This window comes from Phenylobacterium sp. J367, assembly GCF_024699985.1.
GTDB lineage: Bacteria > Pseudomonadota > Alphaproteobacteria > Caulobacterales > Caulobacteraceae > Phenylobacterium.
Genome location: NZ_JAJONA010000001.1, coordinates 4,634,806 through 4,655,446, shown reverse-complemented (window position 1 = coordinate 4,655,446; position 20,641 = coordinate 4,634,806). Strand labels below are relative to the sequence as shown.

The following is a 20,641-nucleotide window of genomic DNA, read 5'->3' as shown; positions in this document are numbered from 1 at the left end:
GACGCTCAGTGGCTGAGCAGCAGATAGCGGCCAGGCGCCCGGAGGAGCGTACGCGTCACGCCGCCGAACACCCATTCCCGCGTCCGGCTGTGGCCGTAGGCGCCGCAGACGATGAGGTCGGCGCCGATGTTGGCGGCCTCGGCGTTCAACTCGTCGACGACGCTGGCGTCAGGCGCCGTGACCACCAGGCTGCGCGCCGGAACGCCCCGGCGGCGCAGGGTTCCGGCCACGTCGTCGACCTGGGCCTTGCTGACCTCGACCGCGTTCTCGGCGCAGACCGCCATGACCACGACCTCCTCGGCGGCGACGAGGAACGGCAGGGCGTCGAGCAGGGCGCGGCGCGCCTCACGGGTCTCCTTCCAGGCCAGCACGATACGGCTGGCCTCCAGGCGCTCCGCGCCTTCGGGGACGACCAGGACCGGGCGCGCGGCGGTCAGCACCACCTCGCCCGGGTCGGCGGCCTGGTAACCGCTGGCGCCGCGTCCCTCCCGGGCGCCCATGACGATCAGGTCGCAGGCGCGCGCCTCGGCGGCCAGCGCCGCGTTCGGCATGGCCCGGGATGTCCGCCACTCGGTCTCGTGGGCCTGGGCGGCGTCACGCCCGAAATCCTCGGCGGCGCGGGCCTGGCGGGCCTCCAGTTCGCGGGTCATCTCGACCACCATCTCGGCGAGGAGCTGGCTGGAGTAGGGGTCGGAAGCCACCGGCGGCTCCAGGGCCTCGGCGCCCAGACCGATCAGTCGGGCCTTGAAGCGCCGGCTCAGTCCTGCGGCCACCTCGACGCGCCGCGAGGCGGGGAGGCCGGGCTCCACATGGACCAGCAGGCTGTCATAGCGCGCCGTAGCGGCGCTTACGGGAGACGCGGACTCAAGGGTCTGTGGCATGGCGTGCCTCCTTTGGTTGGCAGGCTCACGTTCCGCCAAACCGCCGCCCGGCAACATTCCGCAGCGCCACCTAAGTACCGGTACGGAGGCGTCCGGCCTCCGGGTTTGACACAGGTCAGAGAAGCCTCACCGTCTGGTCTGCGAGGGTGGTCGCGAGCGATGGAGGAACCCATGATCAACGAGGGCGTCACCTGGATCGTCGCCGCGGATGGCGGCCATGTGCGGGTCTTCGAGGAGCGCCGGCGCGCCGGAGACGTTCGGGAGCTGGCCGATCTCGCCATGCGGATCTCCGAGTCAGACCGGCGGCCGAGCCATGCGCACACGGCCACCGTGCACGAGCGGGCAGGCTACGGCCGCCACGCCGGGGAGCAGACGAAACCCGAACAGGCGGCCGAGGAGCGCTTTCTCGCCCGCGCCGTGGAGACGCTGCATGCGGCGGCCCAGCGCCGGGCGTTCGACCGCCTGGCGATCATGGCGCCGCCGACCGCTCTGGGTGAGATCCGGCGCCGGCTCACCGCCCCGCTCGTCGCCCGTCTCGACGTGACCGACCCCCATAACCGCACCCTCGACGATGCGGAGGCGATCCGTGAGCACCTGCGCGAGGCGCGGGCCCGGGGCTGACACATGTGGAGGGCCGCCCTCGCGAGCATTGCGACCGTGGCTTTCGCCACAGGCTGCGCCACGGTCCCCGAGGAGCCCCTTCCGCCCGATGTCGCCTTCGGGAAACGTCTGGCGGAGCAGCATTGCGCCGGCTGCCACGGTGCGGCGCCCGGCCGGACGAGCCCGCACCGCGGCGCGCCGCCGTTCTGGATGCTGGACGGCCTGCACACGCCGGAGAGCCTGCAGCACAGCGTGGCCGACTCCGGCCGGCACACCCTCTATGGCATGCCCAGCGTGGTGATCACCCGCGGCGAAGCGGCCGCGATCCTGGCCTACATGGATGCGGTCGCGACGGCCGACGCCGCCACGGCGCGTCGCCTCGACATGCCGCCGTGCGTCGCGACGGCCTGCTGACGAAATCGGGATCCTAGCCGCGGACCTTCAGCGGCGCCGGGGCCGGGCGCGCGGCCCAGGCGAGGCTGGCGAGGCCCATGGCGAACAGGGCGGCCGCCGCGGCGCACCACCCGCAATGTGGCGCGGAGGCTCCGCAAATCTCGCCGAGCAGCGCCATGTGCTGCACCGCGAGGCGGCCTGCCAGCGCGGCCGAAGCCAGGAACGCGACGCCGGCGCCCGCCACGCCGATCCGGAGCGCGGCGTCAGGTTCAGGGGCGCGGTCGGGGCGCATGGCGAGGCTCCTTCGAGGTCGGTCTTCTGATCGTCCGACAGGCCGAAAGGCGCCTTGATCCACGTCAAGGCGACTCTGCCCGCTGCACCGCACAACGGCCCCAACTTCTGCTCAAGGCGCCTGGGGGCCATGACCCAACTCACGACCACCGCGGACGACGCGCCGTTCAGCGTCCTCCTGATCTACACCCTGACCGGCATGGCGGCGCTGGCGTCGGTCCTCATGACCGCGCTCTCGCCCGACCCGCTGTTCCGGCTGCACGGCTGGATCTTCACCGGCGCCTTCACCGTCGCCTTCCTGGTGATGTCGGCGGGCCTCGGCCATGACCGCTTCCGCTCCGACGAGAGCCGTTACGAGGACGGCGTCGTCCGGGCGGGCGTCATCGCCACCATGGTCTGGGCCATCGTCGGCCTCGGCGCGGGCGTGCTCATCGCCGCCCAGCTCTCCTGGCCCAACCAGTTTTACTTCCCGGAGTACGGCTTCCTGAACTTCGGGCGGCTGCGGCCCCTGCACACCTCGGGCGTGATCTTCGCCTTCGGCGGCAACGCGCTCATCGCCACCTCCTTCTACGTGGTGCAGCGGACCTGCAAGGCGAGGCTCGCCGGCGGTCTCTGGCCGTGGTTCGTCTTCTGGGGCTACCAGCTGTTCATCGTGCTGGCGGCCACCGGCTATGTCGCGGGCATCACCCAGAGCCGCGAGTACGCCGAGCCTGAGTGGTACGTGGACCTGTGGCTGACGATCGTCTGGGTCGCCTACCTGCTGGTCTTCCTGGGCACGCTGTGGAAGCGCAAGGAACCCCACATCTACGTGGCCAACTGGTTCTACCTGTCCTTCATCGTCACAATCGCCCTGCTGCACGTGGTCAACAACCTGGCCATGCCGGTCGGCCTGCTGGAGACCCGCAGCTACTCAGCCTTCGCGGGCGTACAGGACGCCCTGACCCAGTGGTGGTACGGCCACAACGCCGTCGGCTTCTTCCTGACCGCCGGCTTCCTGGCGATGATGTACTACTTCGTCCCCAAGCGGGCCGAGCGGCCGGTCTATTCGTACCGGCTCAGCATCGTCCACTTCTGGTCGCTGATCTTCATCTACATCTGGGCGGGCCCGCACCACCTGCACTACACGGCCCTGCCGCAGTGGGCGCAGACGCTCGGCATGACCTTCTCGATCATGCTGTGGATGCCGTCCTGGGGCGGCATGATCAACGGCCTGATGACGCTCTCGGGCGCCTGGGACAAGCTGCGCACCGACCCGGTGATCCGGATGATGGTCGTGGCCATGGCCTTCTACGGCATGGCGACCTTCGAAGGTCCGCTGATGTCGATCCGGGCCGTCAACTCGCTCAGCCACTACACCGACTGGACGATCGGCCACGTGCATTCCGGCGCGCTCGGCTGGAACGGGCTGATCACCTTCGCGGCGGTCTACTGCCTGGTTCCGTGGCTCTGGAAGAAGGAGCGCCTCTACTCGCTGAAGCTGGTGGAGTGGCACTTCTGGATCGCGACGTCGGGCATCCTTCTCTACATCGCCGCGATGTGGGTCTCCGGGATCATGGAGGGCCTCATGTGGCGCGAGTACACGCCGCAGGGCTTCCTCGCGAACTCCTTCGTCGAGACCGTCGCGGCCAAGCACATCGAGAACGTCATCCGCACCATCGGGGGACTGCTGTTCCTCTCCGGCGCGGTGATCATGACCTACAACCTGTGGCGCACGATCCGCATGCCCGGCACGGCTCAGGCCGAGCTGCCGGCGACCTCGGCCGCGCCCGCCCCCGCCCTCCAGGCGGCTGAGTAAGGGCCCGCCCCATGTGGAACCGTCACCATAAGTTCGAACGCCACTCGCTGTGGCTCGTCATCGGCATCCTGGTCGTCGTCTCGATCGGCGGCCTCGTGGAGATCAGCCCGCTCTTCTACCTGGAGAGCACCATCGAGAAGGTGAAGGGCGTCCGTCCCTACACGCCGCTGGAGCAGGCCGGCCGGGACATCTACGTCCGCGAGGGCTGCTACGTCTGCCACTCGCAGATGATCCGGCCGCTGCGCGACGAGGTCGAGCGGTACGGCCACTACAGCCTGGCCGCGGAGAGCATGTACGACCACCCGTTCCAGTGGGGCTCCAAGCGGACCGGGCCGGACCTCGCCCGGGTGGGCGAGAAGTACTCTGACGGCTGGCACGTGGACCACCTGACCGACCCCCGATCGGTGGTGCCGGAATCCAACATGCCGCCCTACGCCTTCCTGGCGGCGAAGGACCTCGACTACCGGGCGATCGAGGCGAAGCTCACGGCGCTGCAGCGGGTGGGCGTGCCCTACAGCGCGGCCCAGATCGAGAACGCCAAGCTGGACCTGGAAGCGCAGACGGACCCGTTCGCCGGGGCCACGTCCGACCTTCGCAAGCGCTATGGCGCCAAGTCGCGCAGCGGGACTTCGACGGCAATCCCGAGCGGATCTCCGAGATGGATGCGCTGATCGCCTACCTGCAGGTCCTGGGGACCATGGTCGACTTCAAGACCTACCAGGCCGAGGACCCGGAGAACCTCAGATGAGCGGCCTGACCTACGAGACCGTGGCCCGCTTCGCCCAGCAGGGCGGGACCCTCTACTTCGCGCTGATCTTTGCCGCCGCCGTTGCCTACGCGCTCTGGCCCCAGCACAAGGAGGCGTTCCAGCGCCTCGCCCAACTGCCGCTCGAGAAGGACGAGAGCGAGGATGTCTGACCGCAATCGCGAGACCGACGAACACTCCGGCGTCGAGACCACCGGGCACGAGTGGGACGGCATCAAGGAGCTCGACAACCCCCTGCCGCGCTGGTGGCTGTGGGTCTGGTACGGGACCATCGCCTGGGCCTTCGTCTACTGGGTCTTCATGCCGGCCTGGCCGGGGATCACCGGCTACACCAAGGGTATCCGCGGCCAGTCCGACCGCGCCGAGGTCAGCCAGGAACTGGCGGCGCTCAAGGCCCAGCGCGGGGCGGGCGAGGTCAAGCTGCAGGCCGCCTCGCTGCAGCAGATCGAGCAGGATCCGGAGCTGCAGGCCTACGCCCTGCAGGTCGGCCAGTCGGTGTTCGGCGACAACTGCGCCACCTGCCACGGCGCAGGCGGGGCGGGCGCCAAGGGCTATCCGAACCTGCGCGACGACGTCTGGCTGTGGGGCGGCTCACTGGACGACATCCGCCACACCATCGACGTGGGCGTCCGCGCCGGCCATCCCCAGACCCGCGGCGAGACGGTGATGCCGGCCTTCGGCCGCGACCAGATGCTGGACGAGCCCAAGGTCGCCGATCTCACCGAGTACGTCATGGCGCTGTCCGGCCGGAAGGCCGATCCGGCCGCCGTGGAGCGGGCGCGCCAGACCTATGTCGACCAGTGCGTCGCCTGCCACGGCCCCGCCGGCGCCGGCGACGCAGTCCGCGGCGTGCCGAACCTGACCGATGCGGAGTGGCTGTATGGGTCGGACCGCAAGGCGATCCACGACCAGATCTGGAACGGCCGCAACGGCGTCATGCCCACCTGGGGCGGGCGGTTCAGCGCCGAGACCATCAAGGCGCTGGCGGTCTACATCCACGCCAACGCCGGCGGGGCTGATGACGTCGCCGAGGCGCCCCGGCCGCAAGCCAGCGCAGGCGGCGCCGGCCGATGACCGTCGTCATCGACCGCGTCTCGAGGACCGAGCCCGTGGCGCGCGAGGCTCCGGTCTCGGCCGCCGAACGGGTCCGGAAAAAGGACGCGGGCGGCGGCCTCTACAAGCCGCGCACCCCGATCTATCCGAAGCTGGTCCACGGCAAGTGGCGCGCGATCAAGTGGGCCCTGCTCATCGTGATGCTCGGCATCTACTACGTCACGCCGTGGATCCGCTGGGACCGGCCGGGCAAGCTGCCCGACCAGGCGGTGCTGGTCGATTTCGCCGGACGCCGGTTCTACTTCTTCGACATCCAGCTCTGGCCGCAGGAAGTCCACTTCATCACCGGCCTGCTGATCATCGCGGCGCTCGGGCTCTTCCTGGCGACGGCGCTGTTCGGGCGGCTTTGGTGCGGCTACGCCTGCCCGCAGACGGTCTGGACCGACCTGTTCATCCACGTGGAGCGGCTGTTCGAGGGCGACCGCAACGCGCGTATGCGCCTGGACGCCGCGCCCTGGTCCCTCGACAAGGCCTGGCGCAAGGCGGGCAAGCACCTGACCTGGCTCGCCATCGGCTTCGGCACCGGCGGGGCGTGGATCTTCTACTACCACGACGCCCCCAGCCTGCTGCGGGACTTCTGGATCGGCCAGGCGCCGGCGACCGCCTACATCTTCTGCTTCCTGCTGACCGCCACGACCTATGTGTTCGCCGGCTTCATGCGCGAGCAGGTCTGCATCTACATGTGCCCCTGGCCGCGCATCCAGGGCGCGATGCTGGACCGACACTCCCTGCAGGTCACCTACCGCTACGACCGCGGCGAACCGCGCGGCGCGCACAAGAAGGGCCAGGACTGGGCCGGCCGCGGCGACTGCATCGACTGTCGGCAATGTATCGTGGCCTGTCCCATGGGCATCGACATCCGGCAGGGTCCGCAGCTCGAGTGCATCAACTGCGCCCTGTGCATCGACGCCTGCGACGAGATCATGGTGAAGGTCGGCCGGCCGAAGGCGCTGATCGCCTTCGATACCGACGCGGCCGTGGTCGAGCGTGAGCAGGGCCAGACGCCGCGCTACCGCTTCCTGCGCTCGCGGACGGTCTTCTACGCCGTGGCCCTGATGGTGGTCTCCGGCCTGATGACCTTTGGCCTGATGACCCGGCCGTCGTTCGAGCTGCACGCGCTGCGCGACCGCAACCCGACCTTCGTGCGGCTGCACGACGGGGCGATCCGCAACGGCTACACGCTGAAGATCGCCAACCGCACCTTCGCGCCGCAGACCTTGGAGGTCCGGTTCGACGGCGTAGCCGGGGCCCTGGTGAAGAGCCCGGGCCGCCCGGCCGGCCAGCCCCTCGTGCTCACCGCCCAGCCGAACGAGGTGACCGCCATTCGCGTCTTCGTGACCGCGGCGCCCGACCAGATCGCCCAGGCCAACATGCCGGCCGCCTTCGAGATCCGCGCCGCCGGCCAGGCGGTGAGGACGAAGACCACCTTCCTGTCAGGAGACGCCAACCCATGAGTGCGACCCATGCGCCTGACGGCTATCGCGTCCGCGGCTGGCATGTGCTCGGCGGCGTCACGGCCTTCTTCGCCGTGGTGATCGGCGTCGACGTGACCTTCATGGCGCTGGCGCTGAAGACCTACCCCGGCGAGGTCTCGGTGACCCCCTACGAGGACGGCCTGCTCTACAACCGGCGGATCGCCCAGCTCGAGGCCCAGGCGGCGCTCGGCTGGCGCGCCGCCGCCGAAGCCCAGCCGGGGGTCGTGGTGGTGCAGGTCCAGGACCGCACCGGCGCGCCGGTGGCCGGCCTCTCCGTAAGCGGCCGGCTGGAACGCCCGGCGACCGAAGCCGGGCGGCGGATGCTGACTTTCCAGCGCACGGCGCCCGGGCGCTACGAGGCGACGACCGGGGCGATCGACGGCGCCTGGGACCTGACGGCCGAAGCGCGGGACGGCCAGGGGAGGCTGTTCACGGCCGAGCGGAGGCTCACGTGGCGCTGACCTATGACGCGGGGCCGGGCGCCGACTTCTCCGCCTTCCTGGCGAAGGGCGAGGACGGCCGCGCCAGCCTGGACCTCCTCGTGCGCGGGGCCCGCTGCGCCGCCTGCATGGCGAAGATCGAGACGGCGGTCGGCAAGCTGCCGGGCGTCGAGACCGCGCGGCTGAACCTGACCAGCGGCAAGCTCGCGGTGGGATTCAAAGGCGCCGACGGCGACCCTGGCCAGGTGATCGCGACGCTGGACCGCCTCGGCTATCCGGCGACCCCCTACGATCCCGGACAGGCCCAGGCGGCGCACGACCGCGAGGGCCGCCGGCTGGTGCTGGCGCTCGCGGTGGCGGCGTTCGGGGCCATGAACACCATGATGTTCTCGGTGCCGCTGTGGGCCGGCCTGTTCGGCCAGGAGCTGGGACCGGCCACGAAGCAGGTGATGATGTGGCTGTCCGGCGCGGTCGGCGCGCCGTGCGCCGTCTATGCCGGGATGCCGTTCTTTCAGTCGGCCTGGAGGTCGCTTAAGGCCGGCCGCGCCAACATGGATGTGCCGATCTCCATCGGCGTGATCCTGACCCTGGTCATCAGCTTCTCCGAGACCCTGCTGAACGGACGCGACGCCTATTTCGACGCCGCCGTCTCGCTCCTCTTCCTGCTGCTGATCGGCCGCTGGCTGGACCATCGGCTGCGGGCCCGCGCGCGCAGCGCCGCCGGCGACCTCCTCGCCCTGCAGGCCCCGGCCGCGGCGGTGCTGGACAGCCTGGGGCGCGAGCGTCGCAAGCCTCTCAGCGAGGTGCAGCCTGGCGATCTTGTCCTGGTGCGGCCCGGCGAGCGCATTCCGGTCGACGGTCGGATCGAGGCAGGCGCCTCGTCGCTCGACGACGCCCTGCTGACCGGCGAGACCGCCCCCGTCGCCGTGGAGGAGGGGACGCTCTGCCGGGCCGGCGCGCTGAACCTCTCGGGCTTCATCACCCTGCGGGCCACCGCGCGCTCGGAGGATTCGGCGCTCGCCGCCATCGCCCGGCTCGTCGAGGCCGGCGCCCAGTCCAAGTCGAGATACGTCCGGCTCGCCGACAAGGCCGCCGCCATCTACGTGCCGGTGGTGCACACCGCCGCGGCGCTGACCTTCGCCGGCGGCTGGGCGCTCGGGCTCGGGCCGCGCGAGGCGCTGATCCGGGCGGTGGCGGTGCTGATCATCACCTGTCCCTGCGCCCTCGGCCTGGCCGTCCCGGCGGTCCAGATCATGGCGTCGGCCCGCCTGTTCCGCCGGGGCGTGCTGGTGAAGTCCGGCGCCGCGCTGGAGCGGCTCGCCGAGGTCGACCATGTGGTGTTCGACAAGACCGGCGTGCTCACCGAGGGCCGGCCCAGCCTGATCGACCCGTGCCCGGCGGCCCTGACGCTCGCCGCGCCGCTGGCGCGCGCCTCGCGGCATCCGCTGGCCCGCGCGATGGCGGATGCGGCGGGGAGGGGCCCTCAGCGTCCGACGTGCGCGAGCAGGCCGGCCAGGGCGTCGAGGGCGTCATCGACGGCCGCCGAGCCCGCCTGGGCCGGGCCGCCTTCGTCGGCGTCGAGGGGCGCGCCGCTGGCGAGACGGAGCTGTGGTTCGGCTTCGAGGGTGACACGAAGATCCGCTTCCGGTTCTCCGACCGCCTGCGGGCCGACGCCGCCGGCACCGTCGCGGCGCTCAGGGCCCGCGGCCTGACCGTCGAGGTGCTGTCGGGCGACGTGGCCGGGCCGGTGGCCGCCGCGGCGGAGGCGGCCGGGATCGACGCCTGGCGCGCCGGCCTGACGCCGCAGGACAAGGCCGCCGCGATCGATGCGCTCGCCGCCCAGGGACGCCGGGTCCTGATGGTCGGCGATGGCCTGAACGACGCCGCGGCCCTGGCCCGGGCGCACGCGGCCATGGCCCCCGGCACGGCGCTGGAGGCCAGCCAGAACGCCGCGGACCTGGTGTTCTCGGGCGAGGGCTCGCGGCCGTCGCGACCGCCATCGACGTCGCCACGACGGCGCGGCGCCGGGCGCTGGAGAATTTCGCCTTCGCGGCGCTCTACAACCTGGTCGCCGGCCCGGCGGCCATGCTCGGCCTGGTGAACCCGTTCGTGGCGGCGCTCGCGATGTCCGGTTCGTCGCTGGCGGTGACGCTCAACGCGCTCAGGATGGGGCGCCGGACATGACCATCCTGCTGTTCCTCGCGCCGTTCTCCGTCGGCCTCGGGCTGCTGGCGGTCGCCGCCTTCTGGTGGACGCTCCGCGACGGCCAGTACGACGACCCGGCCGGAGATGCGAACCGCATCCTCCTGGACGATCCGGACGACAGGCCCGAGGCTTGATCTGGATCACGGCGGGGCGCGAGCCTCCCGGGCAGTCTGGAACCATGACCGCCCTCGCCGAAGTCCCGCTCTCCCAGGCCCAGCTGGTGGCCAAGTACGACGGCCGCGCGCCGCGCTACACGAGCTATCCGACCGCCCTGCAGTTCAGCCCCGAGGTGGGCGCCGATACCTATCGCGCCTGGCTGGCCGCCCTGCCGGCCAAAGAGGCCGTCTCGCTCTACCTGCACATCCCGTTCTGCGCGCGTCTGTGCTGGTACTGCGGCTGCAACACCCGGGCGGTGAACCGCCACCAGCCGGTCGGCGACTACGTCCAGCATCTGCTCGCCGAGATCGCCCTGCTGGAGGGCGCCCTGCCGGGCCGGCTGCCGGCCAACGCCATCCACTTCGGCGGCGGCACGCCCAACATGCTCACGCCCGACGAGCTGGCGGCGATCCTGGGCGCGCTCGGCCGGGTCTTCGACCTGACGCCGGATCTCGAGGTCGCCGCGGAGCTGGACCCGGCGGTCCTGACACCGGCCTGGGTGCAGGCGGCCGGCTGCCCTGGGCCTGACGCGCGCCAGCCTCGGCGTCCAGAACCTGTCGCCCCAGGTCCAGCGGGCGGTGAACCGCCGGGAGTCCTTCGCCGAGATCGAGGCCGGCGTCGGCTGGCTGCGCGAGGCGGGCGTGCGTTCCGTCAATCTCGACCTGATGTACGGCCTGCCCCATCAGACGGTGGAGAACACGCTCTCCACCCTCGACGCCGTCCTGACACTCCGGCCGGAGCGGATCGCGCTCTTCGGCTACGCCCACGTGCCCTGGATGAAGAGCCATCAGCAGCTCATCCACGAGGCCGCCCTGCCGGGCCCCGCCGAGCGCCTCGACCAGGCGGACGCGGCGGCCGAACGGCTGATGACGGCCGGCTATGTCCGGATCGGCCTCGACCATTTCGCGGTCCCGGACGACGAACTGGCGCTGGCTCTGACGCAGGGCCGGCTGCATCGCAACTTCCAGGGTTACACGACCGACCAGGCCAGGACCCTGCTTGGGCTCGGCGCTTCGGCGATCGGGGCGCTGCCGCAGGGCTTCGTGCAGAACGTGGCGCAGGAACTCGGCTGGCGGGCTGCGATCGCGGCCGGAGAGCTGCCGATTGCGCGCGGCGTCGCGGTGACCGCCGACGATCGGTTCCGGGGCGAGATCATCGAGCGGCTGATGTGCGACCTCGAGGTCGACCTGGCGGCCGTCTGCGCACGTCACGGGCGCGATCCCGCCGACCTGGCGGCCGCCCGCAGCCGGCTCGCCCCCTTCGCCGCCGACGGGCTGGTGCGCCTTTTGGGCCCGAAGGTGGAGGTCAGCGAGGCCGGCCGCGCGGTGGTCCGCTCGGTCTGCGCGGTGTTCGACGCCTATTTCCAGCCGGATGGCGGCCGGCATTCGAAGGCGCTCTAGCCATGACCGCGGCGAGCCTCGCCTATCTGGCGCTCGTGCTGGGCGCCTATGCGGTGTTCGTGGGCGCGCTGGGGCTCATGTGGCTCCGGGCCGGCCGCAAGCGGCCCCCGGCCCCGCCGATCGAGATCACCCAGGCGAAGAGCGTCTCCCGGCCCGACCCGCCGTCCGGAGACGTCTAGAAGCCGGCCAGCAGCGCCATCCTCACCAGTTCCGAGAGGCCGGCGGCTCCGGTCTTGGTCATCACATTGGCCCGGTAGACCTCCACCGTCCTTGGGCTGATGCCAAGCTCGTAGGCGATGATCTTGTTCGCCTTGCCGGCGATGACGCCGCGCAGGACCTCGGTCTCGCGCGGCGAGAGGCTTTCCAGCATCGCCTCGAACCGGCGCTTTTCGGCGTCCTTCTGGTCCTGTCGCTCCCGGGCGTCGAGCGCGGAGCGGACCGCCCGCAACAGGACCTCGTCGTCGAACGGCTTCTCCAGGAAGTCGACGACGCCGGCCTTCATGGCGTCGACGGCGAGGGGCACGTCGCCATGGCCGGTGATGACGATCACCGGATGGGGGATGTTCCGGTCCTTCAGCTTCCGGACCAGCTCCAGCCCGTTCATCTCCGGCATCCGCACGTCGGTGATGATGCAGCCGGGCGCCAGCGCGTCCGCCTGCGCCAGGAAGGCCACGGCGGACTCGTAGGTCGTCGCGCGCAGGCCCGCGGTGTCGAGGAGGAAGGCGAGCGAGTCCCGCATCGCCTCGTCGTCGTCGATCACATGGACAACTTGATCACTCACCGTCCGTCAGCTCTCCTTCGGGCGCCGCCATGATGGTGAAGCGGAAGATAGCCCCGCCGGGCGGATTCGGTTCAACCCAGATGCGGCCGCCATGGGCCTCGATGATCGTGCGGGAGATCGAGAGGCCGACGCCCATGCCGTGGGCCTTGGTGGTGATGAAGGGCTGGAAGAGCTGGTCGGCCACTTCCGGACTGATGCCGGGACCGGTGTCGGTGACCGAGACCTCCACCATGTCGTCGTCGGCCGCGCGGGCCGCCACCACCAGCTCGCGCCGGGGGCTGTCCTCCATGGCGTCGATGGCGTTGCGCATCAGGTTCAGCACCACCTGCTGGATCTGGACCTTGTCGGCCAGCACGAGGTCGACCCCGCGGTCGATGGTGAAGCGCAGGCGCACGCCGCGCCCTTGGCCCCCACCATGGCCAGGGCGCCGGCCTCCTCGAGGAGCTGTGGGAGGCTCTCGAGCCGCCGCTCGGCCTCGCCCTTGCCCACGAAGTCGCGGAGGCGGCGGATGATCTGGCCGGCGCGCAGCGCCTGTTCGCCGGCGCTTTCCAGGGCCGCCTTCACCTTCGGGCGGTCCACGGGCTCCTGCTCGATCAGCCGCGCGCTGCCCTTCACGTAGTTGGAGACCGCGGCCAGGGGCTGGTTCAGCTCGTGCGCGAGCGCCGAGGCCATCTCGCCCAGGGCCGTCAGGCGCGACACATGGACCAGTTCCGATTGCAGGTCCTGCAGCCGCCGCTCGGTGGCCTGGCGCTCGGTCAGGTCGCGGACGAACCCCGTGAAGAAGCGCCGCTCGCCGGAGCGCATCTCGCCCACGGCCAGCTCCATGGGGAAGGTCGAGCCGTCGCGCCGCTCGCCCACCACCACGCGTCCCAGCCCGATGATCCGCCGCTCGCCGGTGTCCAGGTAGCGGTGCAGGTAGCTGTCGTGGGCGTCGCGATAGGGGTTGGGCATCAGGATGGAGACGTTCCGGCCGATCGCCTCGGCGGCGGTCCAGCCGAACAGGCGCTCGGCGGCGATGCTGAACGACTGCATGATCCCCTGCTCGTCGATGACGATCATGGCGTCGGGGACGGTGGCGAGGATCGACTGCACATGGGCCTCGCGGGCCTCCAGGTGCTCCAGGGCCGCGGCGGTCTCGCGGGCCCCGTTCGCCAGGCGCGAACCCGCGATGCCGCTGGCGATCCCGAGCAGGAGGAAGACCACCGCGTCGACGAGGTTGGCCGTGTCGGTGACGAGCGCCGCGCCGCTGAACCCGGTGGCGGCGGCGACGCTGAGGATCGTGGCCAGGATCGCCGGGCCGAACCCGCCCATGGCGGCGCTGAGCATCAGGGCCGGCGCGAACAGCAGCAGTCCGGTCTGGGCCTCGAAGAAGGGACCGAGCGCCAGGCGCACCAGGGCGCAGCCCACGGTGGCGATCACCGCCACCGCGTAGGGCGCGGCGCGTCCAAGGGGCGAGGCGCGAAGGGCGATGCTCATCGCCGCAAGCGGTAGGGCCCGCGCCGCCGTCGCGCAACCGCGGCGGCTAGTCGGCCAGTTCCTCCAGGCGCTCCCAGCGGCGGACACGGAAGCGGCGGGCCGAGGGGAACTCCACGATCTCCTGGGCCTGGAGCTGCGTCAGCATGCGCGAGACGGTCTCGATGGTTAGGCCCAGGTAGTCGGCGATGTCCTGGCGGCCCATGGGCAACTCGACGGGACGGCCCTCGTCCTGCGTCTCGGCGTGGGCCAGCAGGAAGGCGGCGACCTTTTCCTGGGCGGTCTTGCGGCCGAGCAGCAGGAGATGGGCCTGGGCGCGTTCCAGTTCGCGGCGCGTGGCCTGCAGGATGGCGCGTTCCAGGGCCGCCTCTCCACCGTGGGCGCGGATGGTCGTCCGGCGGATCACCATGATGGCGCAGTCGGCGAGCGCCTCGGCCGAGAAACAGTGGTCAGGGCCGGTCTCCAGGCCGAACAGGTCGCCGGGGTAGTAGAAGTCCCCCCACCTGCCGGCGGCCGTCGCTGGCCAGCCGGATCGTCCGCACCGATCCGGACACCACGCGGTAGAGGAACTCCGCCGGCTCGCCCTGGGCGTAGATCTCCTCGTTGCGTGCGAAGCCCATCCGCACCGCGGCGCGATCCATCAGTTCGGTGAGGCCGGCCGACGGAAGCTCCGTGCGAGGATCGTCGAGGGGGTAGGCGAGGGACATCGGCGGCTCCTTTTCCGATGCTTAAGCGGTAGCCCCGCGCCCCCGAGTCCGAAATTCGGGACCGTCCCCTAAGTAGTCGTACGGAAGGCCGCGCAGCGGTTGCCATCCCCGCCGAGGCGCTGCATAAATTACAGACATAATACGGAGGGTGGCCGTGACGACGGACTATGGCCTGAGAGGCAGGCGGCGGATCGGCGCGGTAGCGGCCCTCGGCCTGGGCGCGGTCGCCGTCGGGGTCGCGGCCTTCGCCGCCTGGGAGCTGCGCGACTTCCTTGAAAGACGGGCGGCGGCCGTCGCCACGGCCGGCCAGTGGGCGGTCGACGGCCCGCCATGCCCCAGCCTGACGCCGGGGAAGCCCGGGCGCGGGGCCTGAAGGCGCCCAAGGCCTTCGAGTTCGAGGGCGTGGTGATGGCCAGGCGCTTCGGCCACGTGAACTGCGCCGGCGTCCGCACGCGCGGCGGGACCGGTCTGTCCCTCTATCCGGTCTGCCAGTTCACCGGACCGGGGACCCTCAGGGTGGTGACAGAGGCGGGCGAGACCTGGTTCGACACCGGCCTTGGCCAGCCCGCCACGGTCTCGACCGAAGGTGGCAAGGCCCGCTGTGTGCTCGACTCGAGGTTTCGGCTGGAGGGGGGCCGCTTGACCGACGGTTAACCAGCTAACGGCATTCTCCCGGAAAAAGACAACAACGTTACGGGGAGTAGCGGTTGGACCGTACGGACAGCACCGGCGCGCCGGGGCCGGTGACGGCCGTGGACCGCGGATCCAGCGGGCTCAGCCTCTATGCCGCGTCCGCCCGCAACGTCGTGCCCCGGGTGATCAGCAGTATCGCCGTCGTGGCGGTCGCCGCCTTCTACGTCTCGCCGCTCTGGACCGGGATGTGGGTGATCGCCGTCTGGGCGACCCTGTTCGCCAGCATCTCGCTGACCGGAGCCATCGAGCGGCACGGCCGCGGCCCCAACCTCCGCCGCCTGTGGTTCGCGCTCAACACCAACAGCGTGCTGAGCGGCGCCGTGCAGTGCGCGATGATCATCGCGCTCTGGGAGAGCGGCTATGCGGTGGCCGGCGCCTTCGCGCTCGTCACGGCCTTCCTGGGCGCCACCTATGTCCTCCTGCAGTACTACTCGAGCCCGATGCTCTTCCGGCTCCTGCTGTCGCCCTATGTGGGCGTGCTGGTCTGGATCGCCGCCGACCTGGCGCTGACCGCGCGCACCCCGATGGCGACCATCGCGGCGCTGGCGGCGGCCGTCACCTGCGCCAACTTCTTCTTCCTCGCCCGGCGGATGCTGGACCGCTCACGAAACGCGCTGCGGCAGGCGCGGGAGCGCGCCGAAGCCGGCGAACTGGCCGCCGAAGCCGCCAACGCGGCCAAGAGCACCTTCCTGGCCACCATGTCGCACGAGATCCGCACGCCCCTGAACGGCGTGCTGGGCATGGCCCAGGCCATGAGCGCCGACAAGCTCACCCCCGTGCAGCGCGACCGCCTGTCGGTCATCCAGCAGTCGGGGAGGCGCTGCTCGCCATCCTCAACGACGTGCTCGACCTCTCGAAGATCGAGGCCGGCAAGCTGGAACTGGAGGCCATCGAGTTCGACCTGGCCGAAGTGGTGCGCGGCGCGCACTCCGCCTTCACCGCCCTGGCCAACAAGAAGGGCCTGTCGTTCGCAGTCGACGTGGAGCCGGCCCGCGGCCGCTACGTGGGCGACCCGACCCGCATCCGCCAGATCCTCTACAACCTGATCTCCAACGCCGTGAAGTTCACCGAGGCCGGCGAGATCCGGGTGACGGCGCGGCGCAGGGGCGAAACCCTGGAGATCGCGGTCACCGACACCGGCGTCGGCATCTCGGAGGAGGGGCTCGCCCGCCTGTTCGCCAAGTTCGACCAGCTCGACTCGTCCACCACCCGGAAGTTCGGCGGCACCGGCCTCGGCCTCGCCATCTGCCACGAGCTGGCGGTCCTGATGGGCGGCGAGATCCGCGTGGAGAGCACGCTCGGCATGGGCTCCAGCTTCGTGCTCTGCGCGCCGCTGGCCCGTGTGGGCGAGGAGCGGCTGGTCGCCGAATACGCCCCGCCGCCGCCCAACCAGCGCGCGGCCCTGGAACTCCGGGTGCTGGCCGCCGAGGACAACACGGTCAACCAGCTCGTCCTGAAGACCCTGCTGCACCAGCTCGGCGTCGAGCCGGTGGTGGTGGATTGCGGGCAGGCCGCGGTCGATGCCTGGGAGACGTCCGACTGGGACGTGATCCTGATGGACATCCAGATGCCGGACATGGACGGCGTCACCGCCACGCAAATGATCCGCGAGCGTGAACGCGACACCGGCCGGGCACGGACCCCCCATCGTGGCCCTGACCGCCAACGCCATGAGCCATCAGGTGGCCCAGTACCTGGCCGTCGGAATGGACGGCCACGTGGCCAAGCCGATCCAGGCGATGGCGCTCTTCCAGGCGATCCGCGACGCCACCGAGGCCAGCGACGAGGGCGATGCCCCCGCCGCCGAGGTCGGCTAGTCCCTCACTTGTAGCGCTCGAACCAGGCGAGGATCGCCTCGGCCTTGGCGGCCGACTGCGAAGGCCTGGCGGTCAGGCCGCCGTGGCTCGCGCCCGGCACCCGGACAAGCGCCGTGGGCACGCCGCGGAGCTGCAGGGCTTGGTAGTACTGCTCGGACTCCGGGGGCGGGGTCCGGTAGTCCTCCTCGCCCACGACCACGAGGGTCGGCGTCTTGACGTTGCCGACCAGGCTGAGCGGCGAGCGGGCCCAGTAGCCCTGCGGGTCCTCCCACGGCATCTTCCCGAACCAGTAGCGGGCCATGAAGGTGTAGCCGTCGACGGTCAGCACCTGGCTCGTCCAGTTGATCACCGGCTTCTGGGTGGCCGCCGCCTTGAAGCGGTCGGTCTTGCCGACGATCCAGGAGGTCAGGGCGCCGCCGCCGGAGCCGCCGGTGACGTAGAGCCGGTTGGGATCGGCGTAGCCCTTGGCGATCGCCGCATCCACGACGCTCATCAGGTCGTCGTAGTCGTGGCTCGGGTAGTTGCGGTCGATCTCGTTGGCGAAGGCCTCGCCGTAGGACGTCGAGCCCCGCGGGTTGGAATAGACCACCACATAGCCGGACTTGGCGTAGAGCTGGACGTCGGTGGAGAAGCTCGGCCCGTACGACTGGAACGGCCCGCCGTGGATCTCGAGGATCAGCGGATACCTCCTCGAGGGATCGTAGTTCGGCGGCAGCGCCACCCAGGCGTCGATCGGCTTCTGGTCGTAGCTCGACACGGCCGGCAGGTGCTCCACCCGGGCCATGGTCTTGTTGGCCAGCAGGTCGTCGTTCAGCCGGGTCAGCCGCTGGGACTTGCCGCCGCGCCAGACCGCGAGGTCGGCCGGGCGGTCGGGCGGGCTCTCGGTGTAGGCGATGATCCCGCCGCGGCCGACCGAGAAGTCGCCGCCGGAGTAGGGTCGGTCCAGCGACCCGCCGCCCAGACCCGAGACCACGGTCTCCAGCCGGCCGTCGAGGCCGACGCGGGCGACCTTGGTGACCCCCTTGTCCACGTAGTCGACGTAGATCGACCGGCCGTCCGGTGCCCATTGCGGCGCGCCGACGCTGCGGTCGAGGCCGCCCGTCAGGACGCGCTTGTTCCCGCCGTCACGGTCCATGACGTAGAGCCGCTGGTTCTCGTAGCCGCGGCGGCGCTCGTCGTCATAGCCGACATAGGCGATCTTCGCGCCGTCCGGCGACACGGCCGGCGCGCCGTCCGGGCCGACCCGGTCGGTGAGCCGCGTCAGCGCCCCGTCGGCGATGGCGACCTGGTAGATGTCGCTCTCCCGGTCGCGCTCCCAGCCCGGCTTGCGGTCGGTGGAGAACAGCAGGCCCCGGCCATCGGCGGTGAAGCTGATCGGGCCCTGGTCGTCGAACTTGCCGAAGGTCACCTGCCGGGGCGAGCCGCCATCGGCGCTGACCACGAAGAGCTTGCGGTAGCCTGGCTTCAGGTAGCCCGCGCCGTCGGCTCGATAGGTGATCCGGTCGATGACCTTCAGGGGATCGGCCCACCGGGCGCCTTCCGGCCGCTTCATCGGCGCGCCGAGCGAGGCCCCTTCGTCGAGGACCAGCATGGAGAACCCGAGGGTCCGGCCGTCCGGCGACCAGGCGATGTCGTTGGGCGCCTGCTCCAGGGTGGCGACCTTCGCCGAGCGGCCCGAGGCGATCCAGTGGACGTAGAGCTGCGGCGCGCCGCCGGGCGTGGCCATCACATAGGCGAGGCGGGAGCCGTCCGGCGACCAGCGCGGGGTGAAGCTGGAGCTGTCCTCCGAGACCAGGGGCGACTGGCCCCCGGACTGGGCGTCGACCAGCCAGATCGACCGGCGCCCGGCGTCGGTCATGATGTCATAGGTGGTCCGCACATAGGCGATGGACCGCCCATCGGGGCTGACCTGCGGGTCGGAGGCCGCCCTGAGCCCGAAGAGGTCGCGCCCCGTGAACAGCCGCGAGGGGCCGTCGCCGACCTGGGCCGCAACCGGCGCGGAGATCGCCACAACCACCGCGAGCGCGGCCGACATCAATAAACCTGGACGCATAAAAAACCCCGCTCCGACACAAAATCCGTAGCCGAATAAACGGCCCGCTAACCGCGTCGCGTCAATCTCCCGACCGTTTCCTCAAGAGTTCCCGGATGTCCCGCCGAAGCCTGCCCAGCGCCAGCCTGCGTCCCGACGACCTCTCGCAGCTCAAGCTGCTGATCGTCGACGACAACGCCAATGTGCAGCGCCTGATCGGCGACGTGCTGCGGGCCGGCGGCGTGGGCTTTGTGGAATTCGCCGAGGATGGCCTGCGCGCCCGCGAGATGCTGGCCCGCTGGGACCCGGACATCATCTTCTCCGACTGGAACATGCCGCTGATGGGCGGGCTGGAGCTGACCCGCTCGATCCGCCGCGCGGCCGTCCACCCGGATCGCCGGATCCCGAACCCGGAAGTGCCGGTGATCATCGTCACCGCCCACCGCTCGCAGCGCGAGGTGGAGGAGGCGCGCACGGCCGGGGTCAACGAGTTCGTCATCAAGCCGTTCACGCCGGCCGCGCTCCTGTCGCGGATCCAGTTGGTGCTCACCAAGCCCCGGCAGTTCATCGTCAGCGAGGTCTACATCGGTCCGGACCGGCGCCCGCCGCGTCGAGCTGAGCTATTCCGGCCCCCTGCGCCGGATGAGCGACCCCGAGGAGGTCGTGGACGAGGTCGAGCGCACCGCCACCCGCGAGACGATCAGCGTCGAGCTCGAGGCGCTCCGTCGCCTGATCCAGGTCCGCGGCGGCGTCGACCGCGACACGCTGAAGATGACCTACCGCGTCATGCAGCACACCAGCTTCCGCGCCCGCCAGGTGCGCGACAGCCTGGTCGACCGCGCGTCCCGCCTGCTGATGGAGTATGTGGACGCCGCCGGCGGTCCCGAGGGCTGCGACCCGAAGATCATGGACATCCACTTCAAGGCGATCGGCAACCTCCTGGAGCTCGCCCCCGAGGACCACCAGGAAGGCGCCAAGCTCGTCAGTCACTTGTCGGCCGTGGTCCGGCAGAAGGGCGGCAAGGGCAAGAAGGCCGCGTGACTTCGAAGGGCCGGGGCGGCTAAACCCCGCCCATGGCCGAAGCCTTCAATGACAAGATCCTGCCGGCCGCGAAGGCCGCCCGCTACGCCGCCGTCGCCGAGGAGATCGCCTCGGTCCTGGAGGGCGAGCCGAACCTGACCGCCCGTATGGCCACGGTCGCCTCCATGCTGGCCAACACCTTCGACGACTACTTCTGGACCGGCTTCTATGTGGTCGACCCCCTGAAGCCCGCCGAGCTGGTGGTCGGACCCTACCAGGGGACGCTCGGCTGCCTGCGGATCGCCTTCGGCCGCGGCGTCTGCGGAACGGCGGCGCAGACCGGCGAGACCCAGGTCGTCCCCAACGTCCACGCCTTCCCCCGGCCACATCGCCTGCGACAGCCGCTCGGCCAGCGAGATCGTCGTGCCGGTGAAGGACGCGGCCGGCCGCCTGCTCGCGGTGTTCGACGTGGACTCCGAGCGCCCCGCCGCCTTCGACGCGACCGACGCCGAATGGCTGCAGAAGATCCTGGGCGCGACCTTCTCCCGCTGACGGCGCCTGCGAGGCCGTTGGCTTACGCTGCGTACGCCCCATACATGTGTT

General features: G+C 70.8%; 25 protein-coding genes and 3 pseudogenes. 20 read left to right on the top strand and 8 right to left on the bottom strand.

Annotation, left to right across the window (positions count from 1 at the left end; translation table 11 throughout):
- Positions 1 to 5: 5 nt before the first annotated feature.
- A complete protein-coding gene (locus tag LRS04_RS24810; protein WP_257818738.1) occupies positions 6 to 881 on the bottom strand; it encodes a universal stress protein in 876 nt (291 codons plus the stop codon).
- A 171-nt stretch (positions 882 to 1,052) separates the two neighbouring features.
- Here LRS04_RS24810 and LRS04_RS24805 point away from each other — a divergent pair, with 171 nt between their 5' ends.
- Both LRS04_RS24805 and LRS04_RS24800 read left to right on the top strand, forming a co-directional pair.
- Positions 1,053 to 1,502 (top strand): host attachment family protein, encoded by a 450-nt coding sequence (locus LRS04_RS24805; protein WP_257818737.1) that lies wholly within the window; start codon positions 1,053 to 1,055, stop codon positions 1,500 to 1,502.
- Positions 1,503 to 1,538: 36 nt separating this feature from the next.
- On the top strand, positions 1,539 to 1,895 hold the full coding sequence (locus LRS04_RS24800) for a cytochrome c (RefSeq protein ID WP_257818736.1): 357 nt from the start codon (positions 1,539 to 1,541) through the stop codon (positions 1,893 to 1,895).
- A 13-nt stretch (positions 1,896 to 1,908) separates the two neighbouring features.
- On the opposite strand, the gene LRS04_RS24795 is transcribed toward LRS04_RS24800, so the two are convergent.
- On the bottom strand, positions 1,909 to 2,166 hold the full coding sequence (locus tag LRS04_RS24795) for a hypothetical protein (RefSeq protein WP_257818735.1): 258 nt from the start codon (positions 2,164 to 2,166) through the stop codon (positions 1,909 to 1,911).
- Between the two features lie 303 nt (positions 2,167 to 2,469).
- On the opposite strand from LRS04_RS24795, the gene ccoN reads away from it, so the two are divergent.
- The 11 genes and pseudogenes from ccoN (at position 2,470) to LRS04_RS24740 (ending at position 11,694) form a co-directional block, all read left to right on the top strand.
- Positions 2,470 to 3,960, top strand: coding sequence for a cytochrome-c oxidase, cbb3-type subunit I (gene ccoN, locus LRS04_RS24790; RefSeq protein ID WP_257819250.1), 1,491 nt, complete (start codon positions 2,470 to 2,472; stop codon positions 3,958 to 3,960).
- A gap of 11 nt (positions 3,961 to 3,971) precedes the next feature.
- A pseudogene (ccoO, locus tag LRS04_RS24785) lies at positions 3,972 to 4,708 on the top strand (cytochrome-c oxidase, cbb3-type subunit II).
- A complete protein-coding gene (locus tag LRS04_RS24780) occupies positions 4,705 to 4,878 on the top strand; it encodes a cbb3-type cytochrome c oxidase subunit 3 (RefSeq protein ID WP_257818734.1) in 174 nt (57 codons plus the stop codon). The pseudogene ccoO and the gene LRS04_RS24780 overlap by 4 nt, the downstream one beginning before the upstream one ends.
- Positions 4,871 to 5,800 carry a cytochrome-c oxidase, cbb3-type subunit III gene (ccoP, locus tag LRS04_RS24775; protein WP_257818733.1) on the top strand — a complete coding sequence of 310 codons (930 nt, stop codon included), beginning with the start codon at positions 4,871 to 4,873 and terminating at the stop codon, positions 5,798 to 5,800. Before LRS04_RS24780 ends, ccoP begins: the two co-directional genes overlap by 8 nt.
- Positions 5,797 to 7,293: a cytochrome c oxidase accessory protein CcoG gene (ccoG, locus tag LRS04_RS24770; protein WP_257818732.1), complete on the top strand. Its 1,497-nt coding sequence runs from the start codon at positions 5,797 to 5,799 to the stop codon at positions 7,291 to 7,293. The genes ccoP and ccoG overlap by 4 nt, the downstream gene beginning before the upstream one ends.
- Positions 7,290 to 7,775 (top strand): FixH family protein, encoded by a 486-nt coding sequence (locus tag LRS04_RS24765; RefSeq protein WP_257818731.1) that lies wholly within the window; start codon positions 7,290 to 7,292, stop codon positions 7,773 to 7,775. The genes ccoG and LRS04_RS24765 overlap by 4 nt, the downstream gene beginning before the upstream one ends.
- Positions 7,766 to 9,466: an HAD-IC family P-type ATPase gene (locus tag LRS04_RS24760; protein ID WP_257818730.1), complete on the top strand. Its 1,701-nt coding sequence runs from the start codon at positions 7,766 to 7,768 to the stop codon at positions 9,464 to 9,466. The genes LRS04_RS24765 and LRS04_RS24760 overlap by 10 nt, the downstream gene beginning before the upstream one ends.
- Positions 9,361 to 9,855, top strand: coding sequence for an HAD-IC family P-type ATPase (locus tag LRS04_RS24755; RefSeq protein WP_257819249.1), 495 nt, complete (start codon positions 9,361 to 9,363; stop codon positions 9,853 to 9,855). Before LRS04_RS24760 ends, LRS04_RS24755 begins: the two co-directional genes overlap by 106 nt.
- A gap of 79 nt (positions 9,856 to 9,934) precedes the next feature.
- A complete protein-coding gene (gene ccoS, locus LRS04_RS24750; RefSeq protein WP_257818729.1) occupies positions 9,935 to 10,093 on the top strand; it encodes a cbb3-type cytochrome oxidase assembly protein CcoS in 159 nt (52 codons plus the stop codon).
- 540 nt (positions 10,094 to 10,633) lie between these two features.
- Positions 10,634 to 11,515, top strand: a complete 882-nt coding sequence (locus LRS04_RS24745) for a radical SAM protein (RefSeq protein WP_308238429.1) — start codon at positions 10,634 to 10,636, stop codon at positions 11,513 to 11,515.
- A 2-nt stretch (positions 11,516 to 11,517) separates the two neighbouring features.
- On the top strand, positions 11,518 to 11,694 hold the full coding sequence (locus LRS04_RS24740; protein ID WP_257818728.1) for a hypothetical protein: 177 nt from the start codon (positions 11,518 to 11,520) through the stop codon (positions 11,692 to 11,694).
- Here the strand turns inward: LRS04_RS24740 and fixJ are convergent.
- Genes fixJ through LRS04_RS24715 form a run of 5 tightly spaced genes read right to left on the bottom strand, consistent with a single transcriptional unit; the run spans position 11,691 to position 14,476 of the window.
- Positions 11,691 to 12,296, bottom strand: a complete 606-nt coding sequence (gene fixJ / locus LRS04_RS24735) for a response regulator FixJ (RefSeq protein WP_257818727.1) — start codon at positions 12,294 to 12,296, stop codon at positions 11,691 to 11,693. The two genes, LRS04_RS24740 and fixJ, sit on opposite strands and share 4 nt — an antisense overlap.
- Positions 12,289 to 12,690 carry an ATP-binding protein gene (locus LRS04_RS24730; RefSeq protein ID WP_257818726.1) on the bottom strand — a complete coding sequence of 134 codons (402 nt, stop codon included), beginning with the start codon at positions 12,688 to 12,690 and terminating at the stop codon, positions 12,289 to 12,291. Before LRS04_RS24730 ends, fixJ begins: the two co-directional genes overlap by 8 nt.
- Positions 12,612 to 13,772, bottom strand: a complete 1,161-nt coding sequence (locus LRS04_RS24725) for a PAS domain S-box protein (RefSeq protein WP_257818725.1) — start codon at positions 13,770 to 13,772, stop codon at positions 12,612 to 12,614. The genes LRS04_RS24730 and LRS04_RS24725 overlap by 79 nt, the downstream gene beginning before the upstream one ends.
- A gap of 46 nt (positions 13,773 to 13,818) precedes the next feature.
- Positions 13,819 to 14,178, bottom strand: a complete 360-nt coding sequence (locus tag LRS04_RS24720) for a helix-turn-helix domain-containing protein (protein ID WP_257818724.1) — start codon at positions 14,176 to 14,178, stop codon at positions 13,819 to 13,821.
- Positions 14,179 to 14,218: 40 nt separating this feature from the next.
- Positions 14,219 to 14,476, bottom strand: a complete 258-nt coding sequence (locus LRS04_RS24715; RefSeq protein WP_257818723.1) for a cyclic nucleotide-binding domain-containing protein — start codon at positions 14,474 to 14,476, stop codon at positions 14,219 to 14,221.
- A gap of 154 nt (positions 14,477 to 14,630) precedes the next feature.
- Here LRS04_RS24715 and LRS04_RS24710 point away from each other — a divergent pair, with 154 nt between their 5' ends.
- From LRS04_RS24710 to LRS04_RS24695, 4 genes are all read left to right on the top strand, one after another.
- Complete coding sequence (locus LRS04_RS24710) at positions 14,631 to 14,849, top strand: hypothetical protein (RefSeq protein WP_257818722.1); 219 nt, start codon at positions 14,631 to 14,633, stop codon at positions 14,847 to 14,849.
- Positions 14,807 to 15,130, top strand: coding sequence for a hypothetical protein (locus tag LRS04_RS24705; RefSeq protein ID WP_257818721.1), 324 nt, complete (start codon positions 14,807 to 14,809; stop codon positions 15,128 to 15,130). Before LRS04_RS24710 ends, LRS04_RS24705 begins: the two co-directional genes overlap by 43 nt.
- A 98-nt stretch (positions 15,131 to 15,228) precedes the next feature.
- The gene (locus tag LRS04_RS24700) at positions 15,229 to 16,215 is read left to right on the top strand and encodes a HAMP domain-containing sensor histidine kinase (RefSeq protein WP_257818720.1); all 987 of its coding nucleotides are present in this window, start codon (positions 15,229 to 15,231) and stop codon (positions 16,213 to 16,215) included.
- The gene (locus LRS04_RS24695; RefSeq protein ID WP_257818719.1) at positions 16,149 to 17,000 is read left to right on the top strand and encodes an ATP-binding protein; all 852 of its coding nucleotides are present in this window, start codon (positions 16,149 to 16,151) and stop codon (positions 16,998 to 17,000) included. Before LRS04_RS24700 ends, LRS04_RS24695 begins: the two co-directional genes overlap by 67 nt.
- On the opposite strand, the gene LRS04_RS24690 is transcribed toward LRS04_RS24695, so the two are convergent.
- On the bottom strand, positions 16,991 to 19,021 hold the full coding sequence (locus LRS04_RS24690; RefSeq protein WP_257818718.1) for a S9 family peptidase: 2,031 nt from the start codon (positions 19,019 to 19,021) through the stop codon (positions 16,991 to 16,993). The two genes, LRS04_RS24695 and LRS04_RS24690, sit on opposite strands and share 10 nt — an antisense overlap.
- Positions 19,022 to 19,134: 113 nt before the next feature.
- Between LRS04_RS24690 and LRS04_RS28540 the strand changes: the two are divergent.
- The 3 genes and pseudogenes from LRS04_RS28540 to LRS04_RS24675 all read left to right on the top strand — a co-directional run.
- Positions 19,135 to 19,497 (top strand): annotated as a pseudogene (locus LRS04_RS28540) (response regulator); the annotation flags it as partial.
- A 163-nt stretch (positions 19,498 to 19,660) separates the two neighbouring features.
- Positions 19,661 to 20,059, top strand: coding sequence for a hypothetical protein (locus LRS04_RS24680; protein WP_257818716.1), 399 nt, complete (start codon positions 19,661 to 19,663; stop codon positions 20,057 to 20,059).
- Positions 20,060 to 20,091: 32 nt separating this feature from the next.
- Positions 20,092 to 20,590, top strand: a pseudogene (locus LRS04_RS24675) (GAF domain-containing protein).
- Positions 20,591 to 20,641: the final 51 nt, after the last annotated feature.